18 protein-coding genes are annotated in these 15641 nt (G+C 61.5%); 10 read left to right on the top strand and 8 right to left on the bottom strand.

Going from position 1 to position 15641, the window contains the following annotated elements; genetic code table 11:
* Window positions 1-213: 213 nt before the first annotated feature.
* The 3 genes from CRO46_RS07680 to CRO46_RS07670 form a co-directional block, all read right to left on the bottom strand.
* A complete protein-coding gene (locus CRO46_RS07680) occupies window positions 214-1170 on the bottom strand; it encodes an acetyl-CoA carboxylase carboxyltransferase subunit alpha (protein ID WP_097106710.1) in 957 nt (318 codons plus the stop codon).
* Between the two features lie 101 nt (window positions 1171-1271).
* The gene (xerD, locus tag CRO46_RS07675; RefSeq protein WP_097106708.1) at window positions 1272-2213 is read right to left on the bottom strand and encodes a site-specific tyrosine recombinase XerD; all 942 of its coding nucleotides are present in this window, start codon (window positions 2211-2213) and stop codon (window positions 1272-1274) included.
* A 17-nt stretch (window positions 2214-2230) separates the two neighbouring features.
* The gene (locus CRO46_RS07670; RefSeq protein WP_097106706.1) at window positions 2231-2374 is read right to left on the bottom strand and encodes a histidine kinase; all 144 of its coding nucleotides are present in this window, start codon (window positions 2372-2374) and stop codon (window positions 2231-2233) included.
* Window positions 2375-2522: 148 nt separating this feature from the next.
* On the opposite strand from CRO46_RS07670, the gene CRO46_RS07665 reads away from it, so the two are divergent.
* The 3 genes from CRO46_RS07665 to CRO46_RS07655 are packed head-to-tail and all read left to right on the top strand — an operon-like array spanning window position 2523 to window position 5535.
* A complete protein-coding gene (locus CRO46_RS07665; RefSeq protein ID WP_280176262.1) occupies window positions 2523-3122 on the top strand; it encodes a shikimate kinase in 600 nt (199 codons plus the stop codon).
* Window positions 3119-4243, top strand: coding sequence for a 3-dehydroquinate synthase (gene aroB, locus CRO46_RS07660; RefSeq protein WP_097106705.1), 1125 nt, complete (start codon window positions 3119-3121; stop codon window positions 4241-4243). The genes CRO46_RS07665 and aroB overlap by 4 nt, the downstream gene beginning before the upstream one ends.
* Complete coding sequence (locus CRO46_RS07655; protein ID WP_425479245.1) at window positions 4240-5535, top strand: HlyC/CorC family transporter; 1296 nt, start codon at window positions 4240-4242, stop codon at window positions 5533-5535. The genes aroB and CRO46_RS07655 overlap by 4 nt, the downstream gene beginning before the upstream one ends.
* Window positions 5536-5576: 41 nt before the next feature.
* On the opposite strand, the gene CRO46_RS07650 is transcribed toward CRO46_RS07655, so the two are convergent.
* On the bottom strand, window positions 5577-5879 hold the full coding sequence (locus CRO46_RS07650) for a BolA family protein (protein ID WP_097106703.1): 303 nt from the start codon (window positions 5877-5879) through the stop codon (window positions 5577-5579).
* Between the two features lie 138 nt (window positions 5880-6017).
* Here CRO46_RS07650 and CRO46_RS07645 point away from each other — a divergent pair, with 138 nt between their 5' ends.
* The 4 genes from CRO46_RS07645 to CRO46_RS07630 all read left to right on the top strand — a co-directional run bounded on the left by CRO46_RS07645 (window position 6018) and on the right by CRO46_RS07630 (window position 10644).
* A complete protein-coding gene (locus CRO46_RS07645; protein ID WP_097106702.1) occupies window positions 6018-6644 on the top strand; it encodes a J domain-containing protein in 627 nt (208 codons plus the stop codon).
* 69 nt (window positions 6645-6713) lie between these two features.
* Window positions 6714-7709, top strand: a complete 996-nt coding sequence (gene cobS / locus CRO46_RS07640) for a cobaltochelatase subunit CobS (protein ID WP_097106700.1) — start codon at window positions 6714-6716, stop codon at window positions 7707-7709.
* Window positions 7710-7720: 11 nt separating this feature from the next.
* A complete protein-coding gene (cobT, locus tag CRO46_RS07635) occupies window positions 7721-9622 on the top strand; it encodes a cobaltochelatase subunit CobT (RefSeq protein WP_097106699.1) in 1902 nt (633 codons plus the stop codon).
* 23 nt (window positions 9623-9645) lie between these two features.
* Window positions 9646-10644 carry an esterase-like activity of phytase family protein gene (locus tag CRO46_RS07630; protein ID WP_425479242.1) on the top strand — a complete coding sequence of 333 codons (999 nt, stop codon included), beginning with the start codon at window positions 9646-9648 and terminating at the stop codon, window positions 10642-10644.
* Between the two features lie 64 nt (window positions 10645-10708).
* On the opposite strand, the gene CRO46_RS07625 is transcribed toward CRO46_RS07630, so the two are convergent.
* Window positions 10709-11338 carry a queuosine precursor transporter gene (locus tag CRO46_RS07625; RefSeq protein WP_097106698.1) on the bottom strand — a complete coding sequence of 210 codons (630 nt, stop codon included), beginning with the start codon at window positions 11336-11338 and terminating at the stop codon, window positions 10709-10711.
* 86 nt (window positions 11339-11424) lie between these two features.
* On the bottom strand, window positions 11425-11721 hold the full coding sequence (gene rpmB, locus CRO46_RS07620; protein WP_097106696.1) for a 50S ribosomal protein L28: 297 nt from the start codon (window positions 11719-11721) through the stop codon (window positions 11425-11427).
* Window positions 11722-11991: 270 nt separating this feature from the next.
* On the opposite strand from rpmB, the gene CRO46_RS07615 reads away from it, so the two are divergent.
* The 3 genes from CRO46_RS07615 (at window position 11992) to CRO46_RS07605 (ending at window position 14406) form a co-directional block, all read left to right on the top strand.
* Window positions 11992-12771 (top strand): DUF3108 domain-containing protein, encoded by a 780-nt coding sequence (locus CRO46_RS07615; protein ID WP_097106694.1) that lies wholly within the window; start codon window positions 11992-11994, stop codon window positions 12769-12771.
* A 115-nt stretch (window positions 12772-12886) separates the two neighbouring features.
* Window positions 12887-13762, top strand: coding sequence for an aromatic amino acid exporter YddG (yddG, locus tag CRO46_RS07610; RefSeq protein WP_097106692.1), 876 nt, complete (start codon window positions 12887-12889; stop codon window positions 13760-13762).
* Entirely contained in the window at window positions 13759-14406 is a 648-nt protein-coding gene (locus tag CRO46_RS07605; RefSeq protein ID WP_097106690.1) for a lysoplasmalogenase family protein, read from the top strand. Before yddG ends, CRO46_RS07605 begins: the two co-directional genes overlap by 4 nt.
* Here CRO46_RS07605 and CRO46_RS07600 read toward each other — a convergent pair.
* Window positions 14384-14854 (bottom strand): cupin domain-containing protein, encoded by a 471-nt coding sequence (locus CRO46_RS07600; RefSeq protein WP_097106688.1) that lies wholly within the window; start codon window positions 14852-14854, stop codon window positions 14384-14386. The two genes, CRO46_RS07605 and CRO46_RS07600, sit on opposite strands and share 23 nt — an antisense overlap.
* Window positions 14855-14856: 2 nt before the next feature.
* Complete coding sequence (gene gloB, locus CRO46_RS07595; protein WP_097107611.1) at window positions 14857-15627, bottom strand: hydroxyacylglutathione hydrolase; 771 nt, start codon at window positions 15625-15627, stop codon at window positions 14857-14859.
* Between the last annotated feature and the right edge of the window lie 14 nt (window positions 15628-15641).

Genomic DNA, 15641 nt, shown 5'->3' with positions numbered 1-15641 from the left:
AACACTACTACAAACATGGTTCATGAAGCATTACCAATCCGATGGTGCCGCTCCAGGTCATCTGAACGGTATCGAGGGAGAAGTGGCAAAGCAGCCACTGCCGTACGGGCCGCTTCCGTCGTCCCGCCGCCGGCGGAAACCCGCCGGATGTTGCTACCTGGATGCGCCAGACGCCCTATTGGCGTTCCAAATGTGGCCCCAATGGGGCGAAAATCACCCGATGTGACGGCCAATCTCGAGAAACTTCTTGCGGCGATCAGCGCGCAACTCTTCGCCGGAGCGGCTGGACATTTCCTCAAGAGCCGAGGCGATCAGGTCGCCGGCGCGCGAGAACACGCTTTCGGGATCGCGGTGGGCGCCGCCGACGGGTTCGGCGATGATGCCGTCGATGACGCCGAGATCAAGCAAGTCCTCGGCAGTGATCTTCATCGAAGTGGCAGCATCGCGTGCTCGCGTTGCATCGCGCCACAGGATAGAGGCGGCGCCCTCGGGCGAGATGACGGAATAGATCGAATGCTCGAGCATGTAGACCTTGTTGCCGGTGGCAATGGCGATGGCGCCGCCCGACCCGCCCTCGCCGATGATGATCGAAATCAGCGGAGAACGGAGATTGAGGCACGCTTCGGTCGAACGGGCAATGGCTTCAGCCTGGCCGCGTTCCTCCGCGCCGACGCCGGGATAGGCGCCTGCGGTGTCGACGAGCGTGATGACGGGAAGCCGGAAGCGGTCAGCCATCTCCATGATACGGATAGCCTTGCGATAGCCTTCGGGCCGGGCTGAGCCGAAATTGTGTTTGATGCGGGTCTTGGTGTCGTGGCCTTTTTCCTGGCCGATAACGACCACAGGCTGGCCGCGGAAGCGGGCGAAACCTGCCTGAATCGCAGCGTCCTCGGCAAATTTGCGGTCTCCGGCCAGCGGTGTGAATTCGTCGAACAAGGTCTTGGCGTAGTCATTGAAATGCGGACGGTCCGGATGGCGCGCAACCTGGGTCTTCTGCCAGGGATTGAGCTTGGCGTAGATTTCGGCCATGGCGTCGCGGGCCCTGGTTTCGAGCCGGGCAATTTCATCGCCTGTGTCGATGCTCTCGTCCTCGCTCGCGAGCTTCCTCAATTCGAGGATCTTGCCTTCCAGGTCGGAGATCGGTTTTTCGAAATCAAGATAGTTGTGCATTGAGTTTTTCCACGCAGGCCATCGCATTTTTCGTCGCCAAGACCAGTCAAGCCTAGTCTGACATGTCTGTCACGCATTCATTTGCCGTGTTGCGAGCGGGCTTAATCGCGGCTTTTTGTGGCTTTTGCAAGGGGGTGATGTTCATTGACCAGTTGTCGCAGGCGTTCGTCTAGCACATGGGTGTAGATCTGGGTGGTGGAAATGTCGGCATGGCCAAGCAGTTCCTGGACGGCACGCAGATCGGCACCTCCGGCAAGCAGATGGCTTGCAAAGGCATGGCGCAGGACATGCGGCGAGACTTTCGCAACGGGAATTCCGGCGCGGCCGGCAACTTCCTTGAGCTCGCGCGCGAAGACCTGGCGGGAGAGATGTCCCTCGGCGGAGTTGGCCGGAAACAGGAAGCCGGCGTCCTCGGCAGCGTCGCCGATCGTTGCCAGCCAGGCATCAAGCGCTGCGCGTGAGGGACGCGACATCGGCACCATGCGCTCCTTGGCGCCCTTGCCGCGAATGACCAGAAACCGTCCGTCATCAGCGAGCACCCGAAAAGGCAGGCTGACCAGTTCACTGACCCGCATGCCGGTAGCGTAGAGCAGCTCGAGCAGCGCGCGGAAGCGGATGCGGCGCGATGCCTCTTCCTCGTCCTGGGCCGTGGCGATATCGGTTTCCGCCTGTGCCAGCAGACGCGAGACATCGTCGATGCTAAGCACTTTCGGCAGGGCGCGGGTCTTTCGCGGGGAATCGATCACCCCGGTGGGATCGTCATTGCGCAAGCCTTCGGCGTGGAGAAACTTGTAGAACTGCCGCAAGGCTGACAGGCGCCGCGCCTGGGAGGCCGGCGAAAATCCGCGGGCAGCCAGATCGGCGACAAAGCGCCGGATGTCGTCGGCCTGGGCCTTGAGAAGCGAGGTTCCGAACGCGCCCAGAACATCGGAAGCATCGTCAAGATCGCGGCGATAGGCTTCAAGCGTATTTTCGGCAGCGCCACGCTCGGCACTCATCATTTCGAGGAAGGCTTCGGCATTGGCGGCGCTGAGATCGCGCATGATAGGGCCGGATCCTGTCAGTTGTTGAGTTTTTCGGTGGGGACGCGAATGGTAACCTCGCGGTCCACCGGCTCGACATAGATGATCAATGCAAACATGGCGCCGTAGACGATGCCGGCAAGCACGGCGCACAGGAAAAGGAACCGAAACAGGGAAGGCATGGGCACTCCGGCGAACTGGTGTCGACATGTTATGCGGCAGCACGCGCGCCGTTTCAAGCGCGATAGGGAAACCCGGCCGCGCTTGACGCGCCGCCGGACATGGCCAATAGAAGGCGCGGATCATTGGCCCTAGGGGCGGGGGAGACAGTTGACTGAACCGCAGACATTCGCGCCGGAACAGGATATCGAGATGGCGCGGCGTGTGCTCGGCCAACGCAATCTGGTGTTTGTCGGGCTGATGGGCGCCGGCAAATCGGCTATAGGCCGGCTGGTGGCGCAGATGCTCGACATCCCTTTCGTCGATTCCGACCACGAGATCGAACGGGTTTCGCGGATGAGCATCCCGGAGCTGTTCGAGGCCTATGGAGAGCCGGAATTCCGGGCTCTGGAGGGGCGGGTGATCAAGCGCCTTCTGAAGACCGGCCCCAGGGTGCTGTCGACCGGCGGTGGGGCGTTCATGAATGACACGATCCGGACGATGGTACTGAACGACGGCCTGTCGGTTTGGTTGAAGGCGGATCTCGACGTGCTGTGGGCGCGGGTCTCGAAGCGGGATTCCAGACCGTTGCTGAAGACTGCCAATCCCCGGCAGACGCTGTCGGATCTTCTAGACAAGCGTTACCCGGTCTATGCCAAGGCGGACCTGACGGTTTGGTCACGTGATGAAGACAAGGACATTATTGCCTCTGAAACAGTCATGGCGCTGGCCCGGCTGGGCAGGGGCCAGGATACGGTGCCAATACCATGACCCAGAACTCTCTGCGTGAAACCGTCCGCGTCGACCTCGGCGACCGCAGCTATGACATTGTCATCGGACCCGGGCTGATTGCAGAAGCGGGTGCTCAGATAGCGGCCCGCGAGCCGGGCATAAGGTGCGCAGTCGTAACCGACCGCAATGTCGCCGCCGCACATCTCGATGCGCTGCTTGGAAGCCTTGCTGCAAGCGGAATCGAGGCCGCGCCGCTGGTGCTTGAGCCAGGCGAGAAAACCAAGCGTTTCGACGAACTGGTGCATGTGTGCGACCATGTGCTCGGGGCCCGGCTCGAGCGTGGCGATGCGGTGCTGGCGCTGGGCGGCGGCGTGATCGGCGACCTTTCGGGCTTTGCCGCCGGCATCGTGAGGCGCGGCATGGGGTTCATCCAGGTTCCGACCAGCCTGCTGGCGCAGGTGGATTCCTCAGTCGGCGGCAAGACCGGAATAAACTCATCGCATGGCAAGAACCTGATCGGCGTGTTCCACCAGCCGGATCTGGTGCTGGCGGATACCGATGTGCTGGATACGTTGCCTATCCGGGAGTTTCGGGCCGGTTATGCCGAAGTGGCTAAATATGGCCTGATCGACCGGCCGGAATTCTTTGCCTGGCTTGAGAAAAACTGGCGTGACGTGTTTTCCGGCGGCGAGGCGCGGATACGGGCGATTGCCACGGGATGTCAGGCAAAAGCCGATGCGGTGGCTGCCGATGAGCGTGAACACGGGTCTCGCGCGCTTCTCAATCTCGGCCATACATTCGGCCACGCGCTGGAAGCGGCCACGGATTATGACGGGCGGCGGCTTGTGCATGGCGAGGGTGTTGCGATCGGAATGGTGCTGGCGCACGAGTTTTCTGCGCGGATGAACCTTGCCAGTCCCGATGATGCCCGAAGGGTCGGCCATCATCTCAGGGAAGTCGGACTGCCAACCGTAATGTCGGATATTGAAGGTGAGCTGCCACCGACCGATATACTGATGAAACACATCGCGCAGGACAAGAAGGTCCGGCGCGGTGCGCTGACCTTCGTCCTGACGCGCGGTATCGGCCAGTCCTTTGTAGCCGATGACGTACCGGCAGATGAAGTGTTTCGATTTCTGGAGGAAAAGCGGGCATCATGATCCTGGAAACAATCGGCGCAATCCTGGCTGAGCACGGCCTGACCATTCTGGCGATCCTGGCGTTGATCGGATTGTCGGGATTCTTTTCGGGCTCCGAGACCGCGCTGACAGCTGCCTCGCGGGCCCGGATGCATTCGCTCGAGACCAATGGGGATGCGCGCGCCGGCACGGTCAACACGCTCATCGAGCGCAAGGACCGCTTGATCGGGGCGCTGTTGATCGGCAACAACCTGGTCAATATTCTCGCCTCGGCACTGGCGACGAGTGTGCTGTTGTCGATTTTCGGCGATTCCGGCGTGGCTGTGGCGACGCTGACCATGACCCTGTTGCTGGTGATCTTTGCCGAAGTGTTGCCCAAGAGCTGGGCAATCTCCACACCTGACCGTTTCGCCATGTTCGTTGCCCCGCTGGTCAGGGTCTTTGTCGTGGTCGTTGGTCCGTTGTCGAGTATCATCAACTGGATCGTGCGCAAGATCATGTCCGTGTTCGGCGTGACGTTTGCGTCTGAAACCTCGATGCTGTCGGCACACGAGGAAATCCGCGGCGCGGTGGACCTGCTGCACCGCGAAGGTTCGGTGGTCAAGGCGGACCGAGACCGGCTCGGCGGGGTCCTGGATCTGGGCGAGCTGGAAGTCTCGGATGTGATGATCCACCGCACCTCGATGCGCATGCTCAATGCCGACGAGACGCCGGAAACCAATGTGCGGGCAGTTCTTGAAAGCCCCTATACACGGATGCCGATCTGGCGTGGTTCGACCGACAACATCATTGGCATCGTTCATGCCAAGGACGTGCTGCGCGTGCTCGCGGACAACCCGACCGAGCCGCATCGGATGGATGTGGTCAAGATCGCCCAGAAGCCGTGGTTCGTGCCAGATACGACCAGCGTGCCCGACCAGCTCAACGCCTTCCTCAGACGCAAAGCGCATATTGCCATCGTCGTTGACGAATATGGCGAGGTTGAAGGGCTGGTGACGCTTGAAGACATTCTCGAAGAGATCGTCGGTGACATCGCCGACGAGCATGACACCGAGGTTCAGGGTGTCCGGCAGGAGGCCGACGGCTCGATCGTGGTCGATGGTTCGGTTCCTATCCGCGATCTCAACCGGGCGCTCGACTGGTCACTGCCCGATGATGAAGCCACCACAGTGGCGGGGCTGGTGATTCACGAATCCCAGACCATTCCCGAGGAGAAGCAGGCCTTCACATTCCACGGCAAGCGATTCATCGTCATGAAGCGTGACCGCAACAGAATTACCAGGCTGCGCATTCGCCCTATGGAAAAAGCGTGACCAGCACCTAGATTGCTGTTTGACGGTTCGGCTGTAAGCGATTACCAGCGCGTCGGCTCGCCCGGTGCGCTCGCCTCGATCGCCATGGCGTGGAGGCCGCCGTCGAGTTCAGCCTTGAGCAGTTCGTTGACGGCGCGATGACGCTGGATCCGGCTCAGGCCGGTAAAGGCGGGCGAAACGATACGGATGCGAAAATGAGTTTCGCCGGTCCCGTCGAAGGTTTCGTGGTGATCGCTGCCGGAATGATGATGACCGGCGTGCAGGTGGCTTTCGTTGATCACCACCAGCCGTTCAGGTTCAAATTTTTCAGTCAGCGCTGTTTCAATGCGGTTCTGGCGGGACATGAGGATGCTCCTGGTGTAGGGTGCGCGGTCACAAAATTCGACTGTTGCGATTTGCATGGTGGCATTCGAAGTCGAGACGGGGTACGCAGCTTGAATCACCCCTGTCAATCCTTGTTCGCTAACCTGTAGAGCACCATAATTGTCGCTATGAAACTGGATTCCAAATATTTTGATCGCATCCGGGTCCGCCGCAAGGGCGCAAAACCGGCTGAGCCAACGGCGCCTGAATGCCAGTGGGACGGCTGCAGCAAGCCCGGTACCCACCGTGCGCCCGTGGGACGGGATGCCGAGGGGCAGTACTTCATGTTCTGCGTTGATCACGCACGCGAATACAACAAGGGTTACAACTACTTTTCCGGTCTGTCCGACGGCGAAATTGCGCGCTATCAGAAAGAGGCGCTGACGGGAAACCGCCCGACCTGGAAGATGGGTGTCGACCGCTCTGCGGCCAGCGGTCCGACGCAGTCGAAAGCCCGCTCCGGGTCAGCCGGGGCCCACGCGCGGATGCGCGACCCGCACGGGTTTTTCAACGAGACCCGACCCCACCGTCCGGCCCGGGCGCGTAAGGTCAAGACTCTCGAGGGCAAGGCGTTTGACACGCTCGGTCTCGCTGCAAATGCGACGTCGACAGAGATCAAGACCCGTTACAAGGAACTGGTCAAACAGCACCACCCCGATGCCAATGGCGGCGACCGCGGTTCCGAGGACCGTTTTCGCGCCGTCATCCAGGCCTATCAATTGTTAAAGCAGTCTGGTTTCTGCTAAGCGAACAGTCTAAGCAGGACCGGACAGGAGAGCGGCCCGCGGGCGGATCAGCCAGGCCTTGGAGACATGATGAGCAAGATCGACCTCGATATCACCAACCTTCCAGACACGACCGTCAAGGTACGCGATGTGTTTGGCATAGATTCGGACATCACTGTCCCGGCCTACAAGGAGCGGGACGCCTATGTGCCCGACCTTGATCCGGATTACCTGTTTGACCGTGACACCACGCTCGCCATCCTGGCAGGCTTTGCCCACAACCGCCGGGTGATGGTCTCGGGCTATCACGGCACCGGCAAGTCGACCCATATCGAGCAGGTCGCGGCGCGCCTCAACTGGCCGTGCGTGCGCGTCAATCTCGACAGCCATGTCAGCCGTATCGATCTCGTCGGCAAGGATGCGATCGTTGTCCGCGAAGGCATGCAGGTGACCGAGTTCAAGGACGGCATTTTGCCCTGGGCGTACCAGCACAACGTAGCGCTGGTGTTTGACGAGTATGATGCCGGCCGCCCGGACGTCATGTTCGTGATCCAGCGGGTGCTCGAATCCTCAGGACGCCTGACGCTGCTCGACCAGAGCCGAGTCATCAGGCCGCATCCGGCGTTCCGCCTGTTCGCAACGGCCAACACCGTCGGCCTGGGCGACACGACCGGCCTTTATCACGGCACCCAGCAGATCAACCAGGCTCAGATGGACCGCTGGTCGATCGTCACCACGCTCAACTATCTGCCGCATGACCAGGAAGTCGATATCGTCGCTGCCAAGGTCAAGGACTTTGCCGAGGGCGAGGGCCGCGACGCGGTGTCGAAAATGGTGCGGGTGGCCGACATGACCCGGTCGTCGTTCATCAATGGTGATCTTTCGACAGTGATGAGCCCGCGGACCGTGATCACCTGGGCGGAAAACGCCGCCATCTTCGGTGACGTGGCCTTTGCCTTCCGGCTGACCTTCCTCAACAAGTGCGATGAGCTGGAGCGTGCGCTGGTGGCCGAGCACTATCAACGCGCCTTCGGCGTCGAGTTGAAGGAAAGCGCCGCCAACATCGTTCTCAGCGCAACCGCCTGACGGGTATATCCATGGCTGGACGCGGCGACAATTCGCGATCAAGACCAAGCGGCAGCGTGGACGCCGAGCCGTTCCGGCGGGCGCTGACGGGCTGTGTGCGGGCGATTGCAGGCGACCATGAACTGGAAGTCGCGTTTGGCAATGACCGACCCGGGATCTCCGGTGACAGGGCGCGGCTGCCGGACCTGCCAAAGCGGCCGACGCAGGCCGATTTTTCAGTCACCCGCGGCCTTGGCGATTCCATGGCCCTGCGCAAGGCCTGTCATGATGATGCGGTTCATGCGCGCATGGCGCCATCCGGCGCTGATGCGCGTGCCGTCTATGACGCGGTCGAGCAGGCGCGGGTCGAATCGATCGGTGCACGGCGTATGACCGGAGTCGGTGACAACCTGACCTCGATGCTGGAAGACAAGTACCAGCGGGCCAATTACCAGGGCATTATCACGCGCGAGGATGCGCCGCTCGAGGAAGCCGTGGCGCTGATGGTGCGCGAGAAGCTGACCGGCCGCAAGCCGCCGAAGTCGGCAGGCCAGGTGGTCGAACTGTGGCGTGAATTCATCGAAGACAAGGCCGGCAGCGCGCTCGATACGCTTGAAGGGTCGCTCGAGGACCAGCAGGCCTTTGCCAGGGTGGTGCGCGAGATGCTTTCGGCCATGGATATGGCCGAGGATTACGGCGACGACGACAGCGAACAGGACGAGCAGGACGAGGTTTCCGACGAGGATCAGCCGCGCAGCGAGGAAGACAACGACAAGTCCTCTCAGGAAGAAGCAGGCTCGGATGCTGCACCGGCGGAGGAAAGCGAGACCTCCGACGAGCAGATGGACTCTGGTGAAATGGACGGCGCGGAAACCGGCGACGATGACACCGTCGACGACAGCGACGAAGACGCTGAAACGCCAGGCGAGACCCGGAAGCCGAGCGATCCCTTCGCCGATCTCAACGAAAAGGTCGACTATCACGTCTTTGCCACCGAGTTCGATGAGGAAATTTCAGCCGAAGAGCTCTGCGACGAGGCAGAGCTCGACCGGCTGCGGTCCTTTCTCGACAAGCAGCTGGCGCATCTGCAGGGCGTCGTCGGACGGCTTGCCAACCGGCTCCAGCGCCGGCTGATGGCACAGCAGAACAGGGCTTGGGATTTCGATCTCGAGGAAGGCTATCTCGACAGCGCCCGCCTGACGCGGATGATCATCGATCCGATGCAGCCGCTGTCGTTCAAGATGGAGCGCGACACCAGTTTCCGCGATACGGTAGTGACGCTGCTGATCGACAATTCGGGCTCGATGCGCGGCCGGCCGATCACGGTTGCTGCCACCTGCGCGGACATCCTGGCCCGGACGCTGGAGCGCAGCGGCGTCAAGGTGGAGCTTCTCGGCTTCACCACAAAGGCGTGGAAGGGCGGGCAGAGCCGCGAGAAGTGGCTTGCCGGTGGCAAGCCGGCTACGCCGGGCCGCCTGAACGATCTGCGGCACATCATTTACAAGTCAGCGGATGCGCCATGGCGCCGTGCCAGGCGCAATCTCGGGCTGATGATGCGCGAAGGCCTGCTCAAGGAAAACATCGACGGCGAAGCCCTGATCTGGGCGCATTCGCGGTTGTCGCGGCGTCCCGAGCAGCGCAAGATCCTGATGATGATTTCCGATGGTGCGCCGGTCGACGATTCCACACTGTCGGTCAATCCTGGCAATTATCTCGAACGGCATCTGCGGGCGGTGATCGAGGAAATCGAGACGCGCTCGCCGGTTGAATTGCTGGCCATTGGCATCGGCCATGACGTCACCCGCTACTATCGCCGTGCGGTGACCATCGTCGATGCGGAAGAGCTGGCCGGCGCCATGACCGAGCAGCTGGCTGCTCTGTTCGCCGATGAATCCGGCGATCCCCCGGCCCGTCGCGGACGCAAGCGGGCGTGACACCGGGCCGGACCATTGCAAGATTGTCACTGGTCGCCGGCTTCGCGGCGATGCTGGCAGTTTCCACCGCCGTTGCACCGCGCGCGGAAGACCAGTCCCTCCAGATCAATTCCCGCCTTATCGAGCATTTCAAGGTCGGATCCGACGAGAGACGGTTTGGCAGTTTCGAATTTGTCGGTGGTATCGAGCTGAGTTCGCCCAGCGCCGCACTCGGGGCCATGTCCGGGATCAGCCTGTCAGAGGACAGGCGCAGCTTTCTCGGGGTCATGGACACCGGCTTCTGGTATGCTGGCCGGTTTGAACGCGACGCTGACGGTGTCCTGACCGGTGTCACGGATTTCACGATCTCGTCGATCCTCGACAGGAACGGTGAGGCTTCAAAACAAAAATGGCGGGTCGACGCCGAAAGCATCGCTGTCCGGGGCGACGAAGTGCTTGTCAGCTTCGAACGGAACAGCCGTGTCGATGTCTATCCGGCAAAGGCGCCCGGCAACGCGCGGCCCTTGCGGTCGCTTCCCTTGCAGATCCCGCTTCACGAGATTCGCAACAATCGGGGGCCGGAAACCGTGATGGTGGCCTCTGCGGCGTCGCCGCTGGCCGGTGATGCTGTCGTTATCACCGAGCGTAGCCTGAACACGGACGGCGATATCTACGCTGCAGTTCTCACCGGACCGCTGAAAGGCGTGTTCTTCGTCAAGCGGCATCCACCCTACGACGTTACCGACGGGGATTTCCTGCCCAATGGCGATCTGCTGTTGCTCGAGCGGCGGTTTTCGATCGCAGGCGGCATCGGCATGCGGATCCGCCGCATCGATGGCAGCCGGCTGGGCCCGGGAAACCTGGTCGACGGACCGGTGCTGCTGGAGGCCGATTTCGGCTACCAGATCGACAATATGGAAGGGCTGGATGTCAGCACGGATGAGGCGGGACAGGTTTTCGTCACGCTTGTGTCGGACGACAACCACTCCATCCTGCAACGCAATCTGGTTCTTGAATTCCGCTATCTTGGAGACGGCGAATAGGCCCCTATCAATCCGCTGACAGCGGGATGGGCGGTCTCCCGTTTCCGCGAAACCCCCGTTTTTGTCAGACGCGGGACTGGTGGGGTGCCAGAACCGGTATCAGGGCGCCGTAGGGCAGCAGCATCGACAGTCCGACGACGAGCTTGACCGCGAGGTCTCCAAGCGCCCAGGAAAGCCAGCGTGGCGCCTCGGTGGCGAACAGGCCCAGCAGAGGGGCTGCTTCGCTGGCGAAACCATCGCCGGGGCCGATGATGTTGGCTGCCTGCGAGAAGGCGAGACCAAAGAAGATCAGGGTGTCGAGGCTGGAACCGATGATGGTAGAGGCTAACGGCGGCAGCCACCAGACGCGGTTGCGCAGCCGGTCGAAGATCGACACGTCAAGCAGTTGCGCCAGCAGGAAGGCGGAGCCGGAGGCCACCGCGATACGCGGTGTGGCGAGCCAGATCGACAGAGCGACGGCGATGACAAAGCCTGAAAAAACCACCAGACGCGCCGTTGCCGGGCCGAAGCGGCGGTTGGCAAGATCGGTGACGAGGAATGCCACCGGATAGGTGAAGGCGCCCCAGGTCAAAAGATCGGCAAGGTTCAAGGCACCGATGACGTAATCGACCGGGAACTGAACCAGATAGTTCGAGGCGATGACGACAGCGGCCATCAGGGCCATGAATGGATATACGGAAGGGATCATGCGCATTTTTTTATCCTGGGTTGATGCCACCAGTTGAAAAAGATGAAGGCGGGCCATGGCCCGCCTCATATACGGTAAACCGTCAGCCCTTATCAGGCAGCAGCTTTTTCTTCGATCTTCTTTGCGATCTGACGCTTGAGCAGACGCGCGCGCATCGACAATTCGCTGTCCTTGGCCTTGGCAAGGAACGCATCAAGGCCGCCGCGATGCTCGACAGTGCGCAGAGCGTTTGCCGAGATGCGCAGACGGTAGCGCTGGCCGAGAGCATCGGAAATCAGCGTGACGTTGCACAGGTTCGGCAGAAACCGGCGACGGGTCCGGTTGTTGGCGTGGCTGACATTGTTTCCGGACTGTACAGCCTTGCCGGTCAATTCACAGCTGCGTGACATTTTTCACCTATATCTTTTCGCCAACGGACGGGCCGAGCCAGGATGGAGGCTCACCCAAAGGACCGCAGGCCTTTATCGGAAGTCGCGTGTCTATAATCAGACCAGCCAGCCGCGTCAAGCCGCCAATGTCCGGAAACCGGCATTCGGGGCCATCAGACCCGGACAAAGCCGCTTTTTCTGTTGCCCGCCGGACATGGTACTCCGTTCAGTGTGGGTTCAGGATGAGAAATCGATAAAGGCAGCACAGGAAAAGAAGGGTAAGGATTCCCGATGGCACGTGTGAAAATGTTCTTATCAGGTCTCATGCTGGCGGCTGCAATGGCCGGACCACAGCATGCGATGGCGGAACCGGTCCAGGTTCGCACGGATTACAAGGTTTCCCTGGTCGGCTTTCCTGTCGCCTCCGCCAAGTTCGTCACCCAGGTGGACGGTTCTTCCTACAGGATAACGGGTGATTTGCGGTCCTCGGCCTTTTCGGATCTGTTCTCCAGGGTCCGGGGCAATGCCGACGTTACCGGCAGGGTGGCCGGCGACAGGCTGGAAGCGTCGAAATTTCGCGTTGCCTATACCAGCGGCAAGAAGAAGCACCGGACCGAGATCACCTTCAGGAACGGGGATGTTCACTTGACCATCAACGAGCCCGAACCGAAGCCCAGAGGCTCGGACTGGGTTCCGCTGCTGAAGGGAGATCTGCGCAAGGTACTCGACCCGCTTTCCGGCCTCGTCTTCCCGGCAGGTTCCGCCGTGTGTCCGCGCAGCCTGCCGATCTTTGACGGCGAAGCACGGGCGACACTGCACCTGACGCCGAAGAGCGTCCGCCCCTTCCGGACAAAGGGTTTCAAGGGTGACGCCATCGTGTGCAGTGTCCGGTTTGAGCCGAATTCCGGATACAGGAAGAACTCGTCGGGTATCCGCTATTTGCGAAACCTCAAGGGTGCGGAGGTCTGGTTCGCCAAGGACGAGGCCCTCGGTCTCTACGCCCCGGTTTACGCCAAGGTGCCGACAAAGATCGGAAAGGTCATTGTTGCAGCCACAAGATTTGGCGTCTAAGTAGGCTTGGCACGGGGCATAAAACGGATGCACAAGGTATGCCTCTGAACTGGTCTTGCGCAGGTGCTGCGAATGGTGTCGGGGTGGTGCGGCGCACGCGGGGGCGGTAGTAACGGTGCAGAATTTTCCCACTCTTGTCGGCTTTACGGCGATTCTGATGTGGTCGGCGCTGGCGGTGCTGACAGCCGCATCCGGGACGATGCCGCCGTTTCAGCTGTCGGCAATCTGTTTTCTCGTCGGATCGCTGATCGGATTGACGGCAATGCTCAGGGAGCCGAAGCGGTTCCGTGCCTTGCGGCAGCCGGCGAAGGTCTGGGCGCTGGGGTTGTTTGGCCTGTTCGGCTATCATTTTCTCTATTTCACTGCCCTGAGAAATGCCCCTGCCGTCGAAGCAGGGCTGATCGCCTATCTCTGGCCTCTGCTGATCGTCGTCGGTTCGGCACTTCTGCCGGGTGAACGGCTGGGCTGGCACCATGTGGCCGGCGCATTGATGGGACTGGCCGGAACCGCTCTGATCCTGATGCGCGGTGCGGAAGGCGGCTTTGGCGGCGGCAGCCTGCTCGGATATGCGGCGGCAGGGCTGTGCGCGCTCACCTGGTCGGGCTATTCGCTGTTGTCGCGCCGTTTCGGCTCGACGCCGACCGACGTGATTGCCGGCTTCTGCATTCTTTCCGCGGTGCTTTCCGTGATCTGTCATGTGATGCTCGAAACCACCGTCTGGCCCGACACGAGCGGTCAGTGGCTGGCGGTTCTGGGACTCGGCCTGGGGCCGGTGGGGCTTGCCTTCTATGTCTGGGATAGCGGTGTCAAGAAAGGCAACATTCAGGTCCTGGGTGTCGCAAGCTATGCAGCACCGCTGCTGTCGACCCTGATCCTGATCCTGTTCGGTCACGGCCAGCTGAGCGTCGGGATCGCCGTGGCCTGTCTCCTGATCACAGGGGGCGCGTTTCTCGCCGCAAAGGATCTCCTCAGGCGGCCGGCATCGTCGTGAGCGGGTTCTTCGAAAGCCTGGACATGGTTTCGACCGGCTTGTTGCTGGTATCCGGCTTCGGGTTTGCGGCCTATCTGGTGATGCTCCTACAACCGGCGTCGCTGAAGCGGACGCTTGCCAAGACCGCAGCCATTGGGGCGCTCGCCGCACTGGCGCTTTATGTAGGCGGGCCGGTGTTGCTGGTGCTGGCGTTGGTTCTGTCGGCCGCAGGTGACGCGTTTCTCGCCCATGAGGGTGATGCGGCTTTCCTGGGCGGACTGGGCAGCTTCCTGCTGGCGCATGTCGCCTATGCGGTTCTGTTCCTTGCTTCAGGGCCGGGACTGACTGAAACGCCGCTGCCCGGACTTGCAGCGGTGGGTGTGTTTGCAATTGTCATGGGCGGCCTCATGGTCCGGAAAGCGGGGCCGCTGGCCGTCCCGGTTGCGGCCTATGTGCTGGCGATCGCAATCATGGGGGTTGGCGGGGTCGGGCTTGGCGGTCTGGTGCTGCTGGGTGCGGTTCTGTTCATGGCGTCGGACGCGATTCTGGGCTCGGAGAAGTTCCTGATGTCCGAAACCAGTACCTTGCGGCGTCTGACGAGCCCGGCGGTGTGGATCCTCTATTATGCCGGTCAGGCGCTAATCACGCTTGGCCTTTTGGCCTGACCGGGGCACCTTCAAAAGGCGAGGGACGCCAGTCGGGCGGCGCCATCTCGAAGCTTGCGAATTCGAAGCCTGGTGCGACCGTGCAGCCTACAAGCGTCCAGGCGCCGAGCGAGGCTGCCGATTGCCAGCAGTTGGCGGGCACCACGATCTGCGGCCGCTCACCGGACACCAGATTCATGCCGAGCCGGTAGGACTGGGCGTTGCATCCGTCTTCAGACAGCGTGAGGGCCAGCGGTCCGCCTCCGTACCAGTGCCAGATTTCCACCGCGTCGGTAACACGATGCCAATGCGAGCAGTCACCGCCTTCGAGCAAGTAGTAGATCGCAGTTGAATTGCCGCGCTCGCCGCCGGCGGTGTCGCGGAAGGTTTCGCGGTACCAGCCGCCCTCGGGATGCTGCTGCATCTCTAAAAGCGTGATGATCTCGCGGGCGGGCAGCTCTGAATTCATCTTCAGAAACTGTCCTTGCGGCGGCGCAGTTCGGTGAACACCTCGAGGTCGCTTGACGTCTCCATGCCCAGCTGCTTGCGGATGGCCGGGTCACCGGTCCGCATGAACGGGTTGGTCCGCTTCTCGAAGCCGATGGTGGTGGGCAGCGTCGGCAGCCCTTTCGAACGCAGGTCGGAAATTTCTTCCGCCCGTTTGGCCAGCATCTCGTTGTCGGGATCGACCGACAGCGCAAAACGTGCGTTCGATTGGGTGTATTCATGGCCGCAATAGACGCGGGTCTCGTCGGGAAGTTCCACCAGGCGGGCAAGCGAGCCATGCATGTCGGCGGGTGAGCCTTCGAAGAGCCGGCCGCAACCGAGCGCGAACAGCGTATCACCGGCAAACAGCAGGCCCTCGTCCGGCATGTAGAAACAGATATGGCCGGCAGTATGGCCCGGCGTCGAGATGACACGGACTTCTCTGCCCGCGAAATCGAAACTCTCGCCATCGCTGACGGTCTGCGTCAGTCCCGCGATGTTCGAAGCCTCTGCCTCAGGCCCGATCACCTTCGGCGCATAGTCCCGGGCCAGAGCCGGTATGCCTTCCACATGGTCGGGGTGGTGATGGGTGATCAGCAGGTGGGTCAGTTTCCACTCGTCATCACCCAAGCGTCCGGCGACCTTCGCACCATCGGGTGCATCGATGCTAGCCGTTTCGCCGGACAGGGGGTCGTGCAGGATCACGCCGAAATTGTCCTGCCTGCAGGTAAACTGCTCGATCATGAGACTGGTCATATTGGCCACCATCG

The sequence above is a fragment of the Parahoeflea halophila genome, from assembly GCF_900220985.1.
Lineage (GTDB): Bacteria > Pseudomonadota > Alphaproteobacteria > Rhizobiales > Rhizobiaceae > Hoeflea > Hoeflea halophila.
Note: the sequence above shows the minus strand (reverse complement) of the source record. Positions and strands in the feature narration are given on the sequence as shown.

Bases quoted from the DNA above. Each gene is read 5' to 3' on its own strand.
- CRO46_RS07670 (WP_097106706.1), bottom strand. From the start codon at position 2,374: ATGCCTTCCCTGTTTCGGTTCCTTTTCCTGTGCGCCGTGCTTGCCGGC.
- CRO46_RS07650 (WP_097106703.1), bottom strand. From the start codon at position 5,879: ATGTCCCGCCAGAACCGCATTGAAACAGCGCTGACTGAAAAATTTGAA.
- CRO46_RS07600 (WP_097106688.1), bottom strand. From the start codon at position 14,854: ATGAATTCAGAGCTGCCCGCCCGCGAGATCATCACGCTTTTAGAGATG.
- CRO46_RS07680 (WP_097106710.1), bottom strand. From the start codon at position 1,170: ATGCACAACTATCTTGATTTCGAAAAACCGATCTCCGACCTGGAAGGC.
- cobS (WP_097106700.1), top strand. From the start codon at position 6,714: ATGAGCAAGATCGACCTCGATATCACCAACCTTCCAGACACGACCGTC.
- aroB (WP_097106705.1), top strand. From the start codon at position 3,119: ATGACCCAGAACTCTCTGCGTGAAACCGTCCGCGTCGACCTCGGCGAC.
- CRO46_RS07655 (WP_425479245.1), top strand. From the start codon at position 4,240: ATGATCCTGGAAACAATCGGCGCAATCCTGGCTGAGCACGGCCTGACC.
- xerD (WP_097106708.1), bottom strand. From the start codon at position 2,213: ATGCGCGATCTCAGCGCCGCCAATGCCGAAGCCTTCCTCGAAATGATG.
- gloB (WP_097107611.1), bottom strand. From the start codon at position 15,627: ATGACCAGTCTCATGATCGAGCAGTTTACCTGCAGGCAGGACAATTTC.
- cobT (WP_097106699.1), top strand. From the start codon at position 7,721: ATGGCTGGACGCGGCGACAATTCGCGATCAAGACCAAGCGGCAGCGTG.
- rpmB (WP_097106696.1), bottom strand. From the start codon at position 11,721: ATGTCACGCAGCTGTGAATTGACCGGCAAGGCTGTACAGTCCGGAAAC.
- CRO46_RS07625 (WP_097106698.1), bottom strand. From the start codon at position 11,338: ATGCGCATGATCCCTTCCGTATATCCATTCATGGCCCTGATGGCCGCT.
- CRO46_RS07615 (WP_097106694.1), top strand. From the start codon at position 11,992: ATGGCACGTGTGAAAATGTTCTTATCAGGTCTCATGCTGGCGGCTGCA.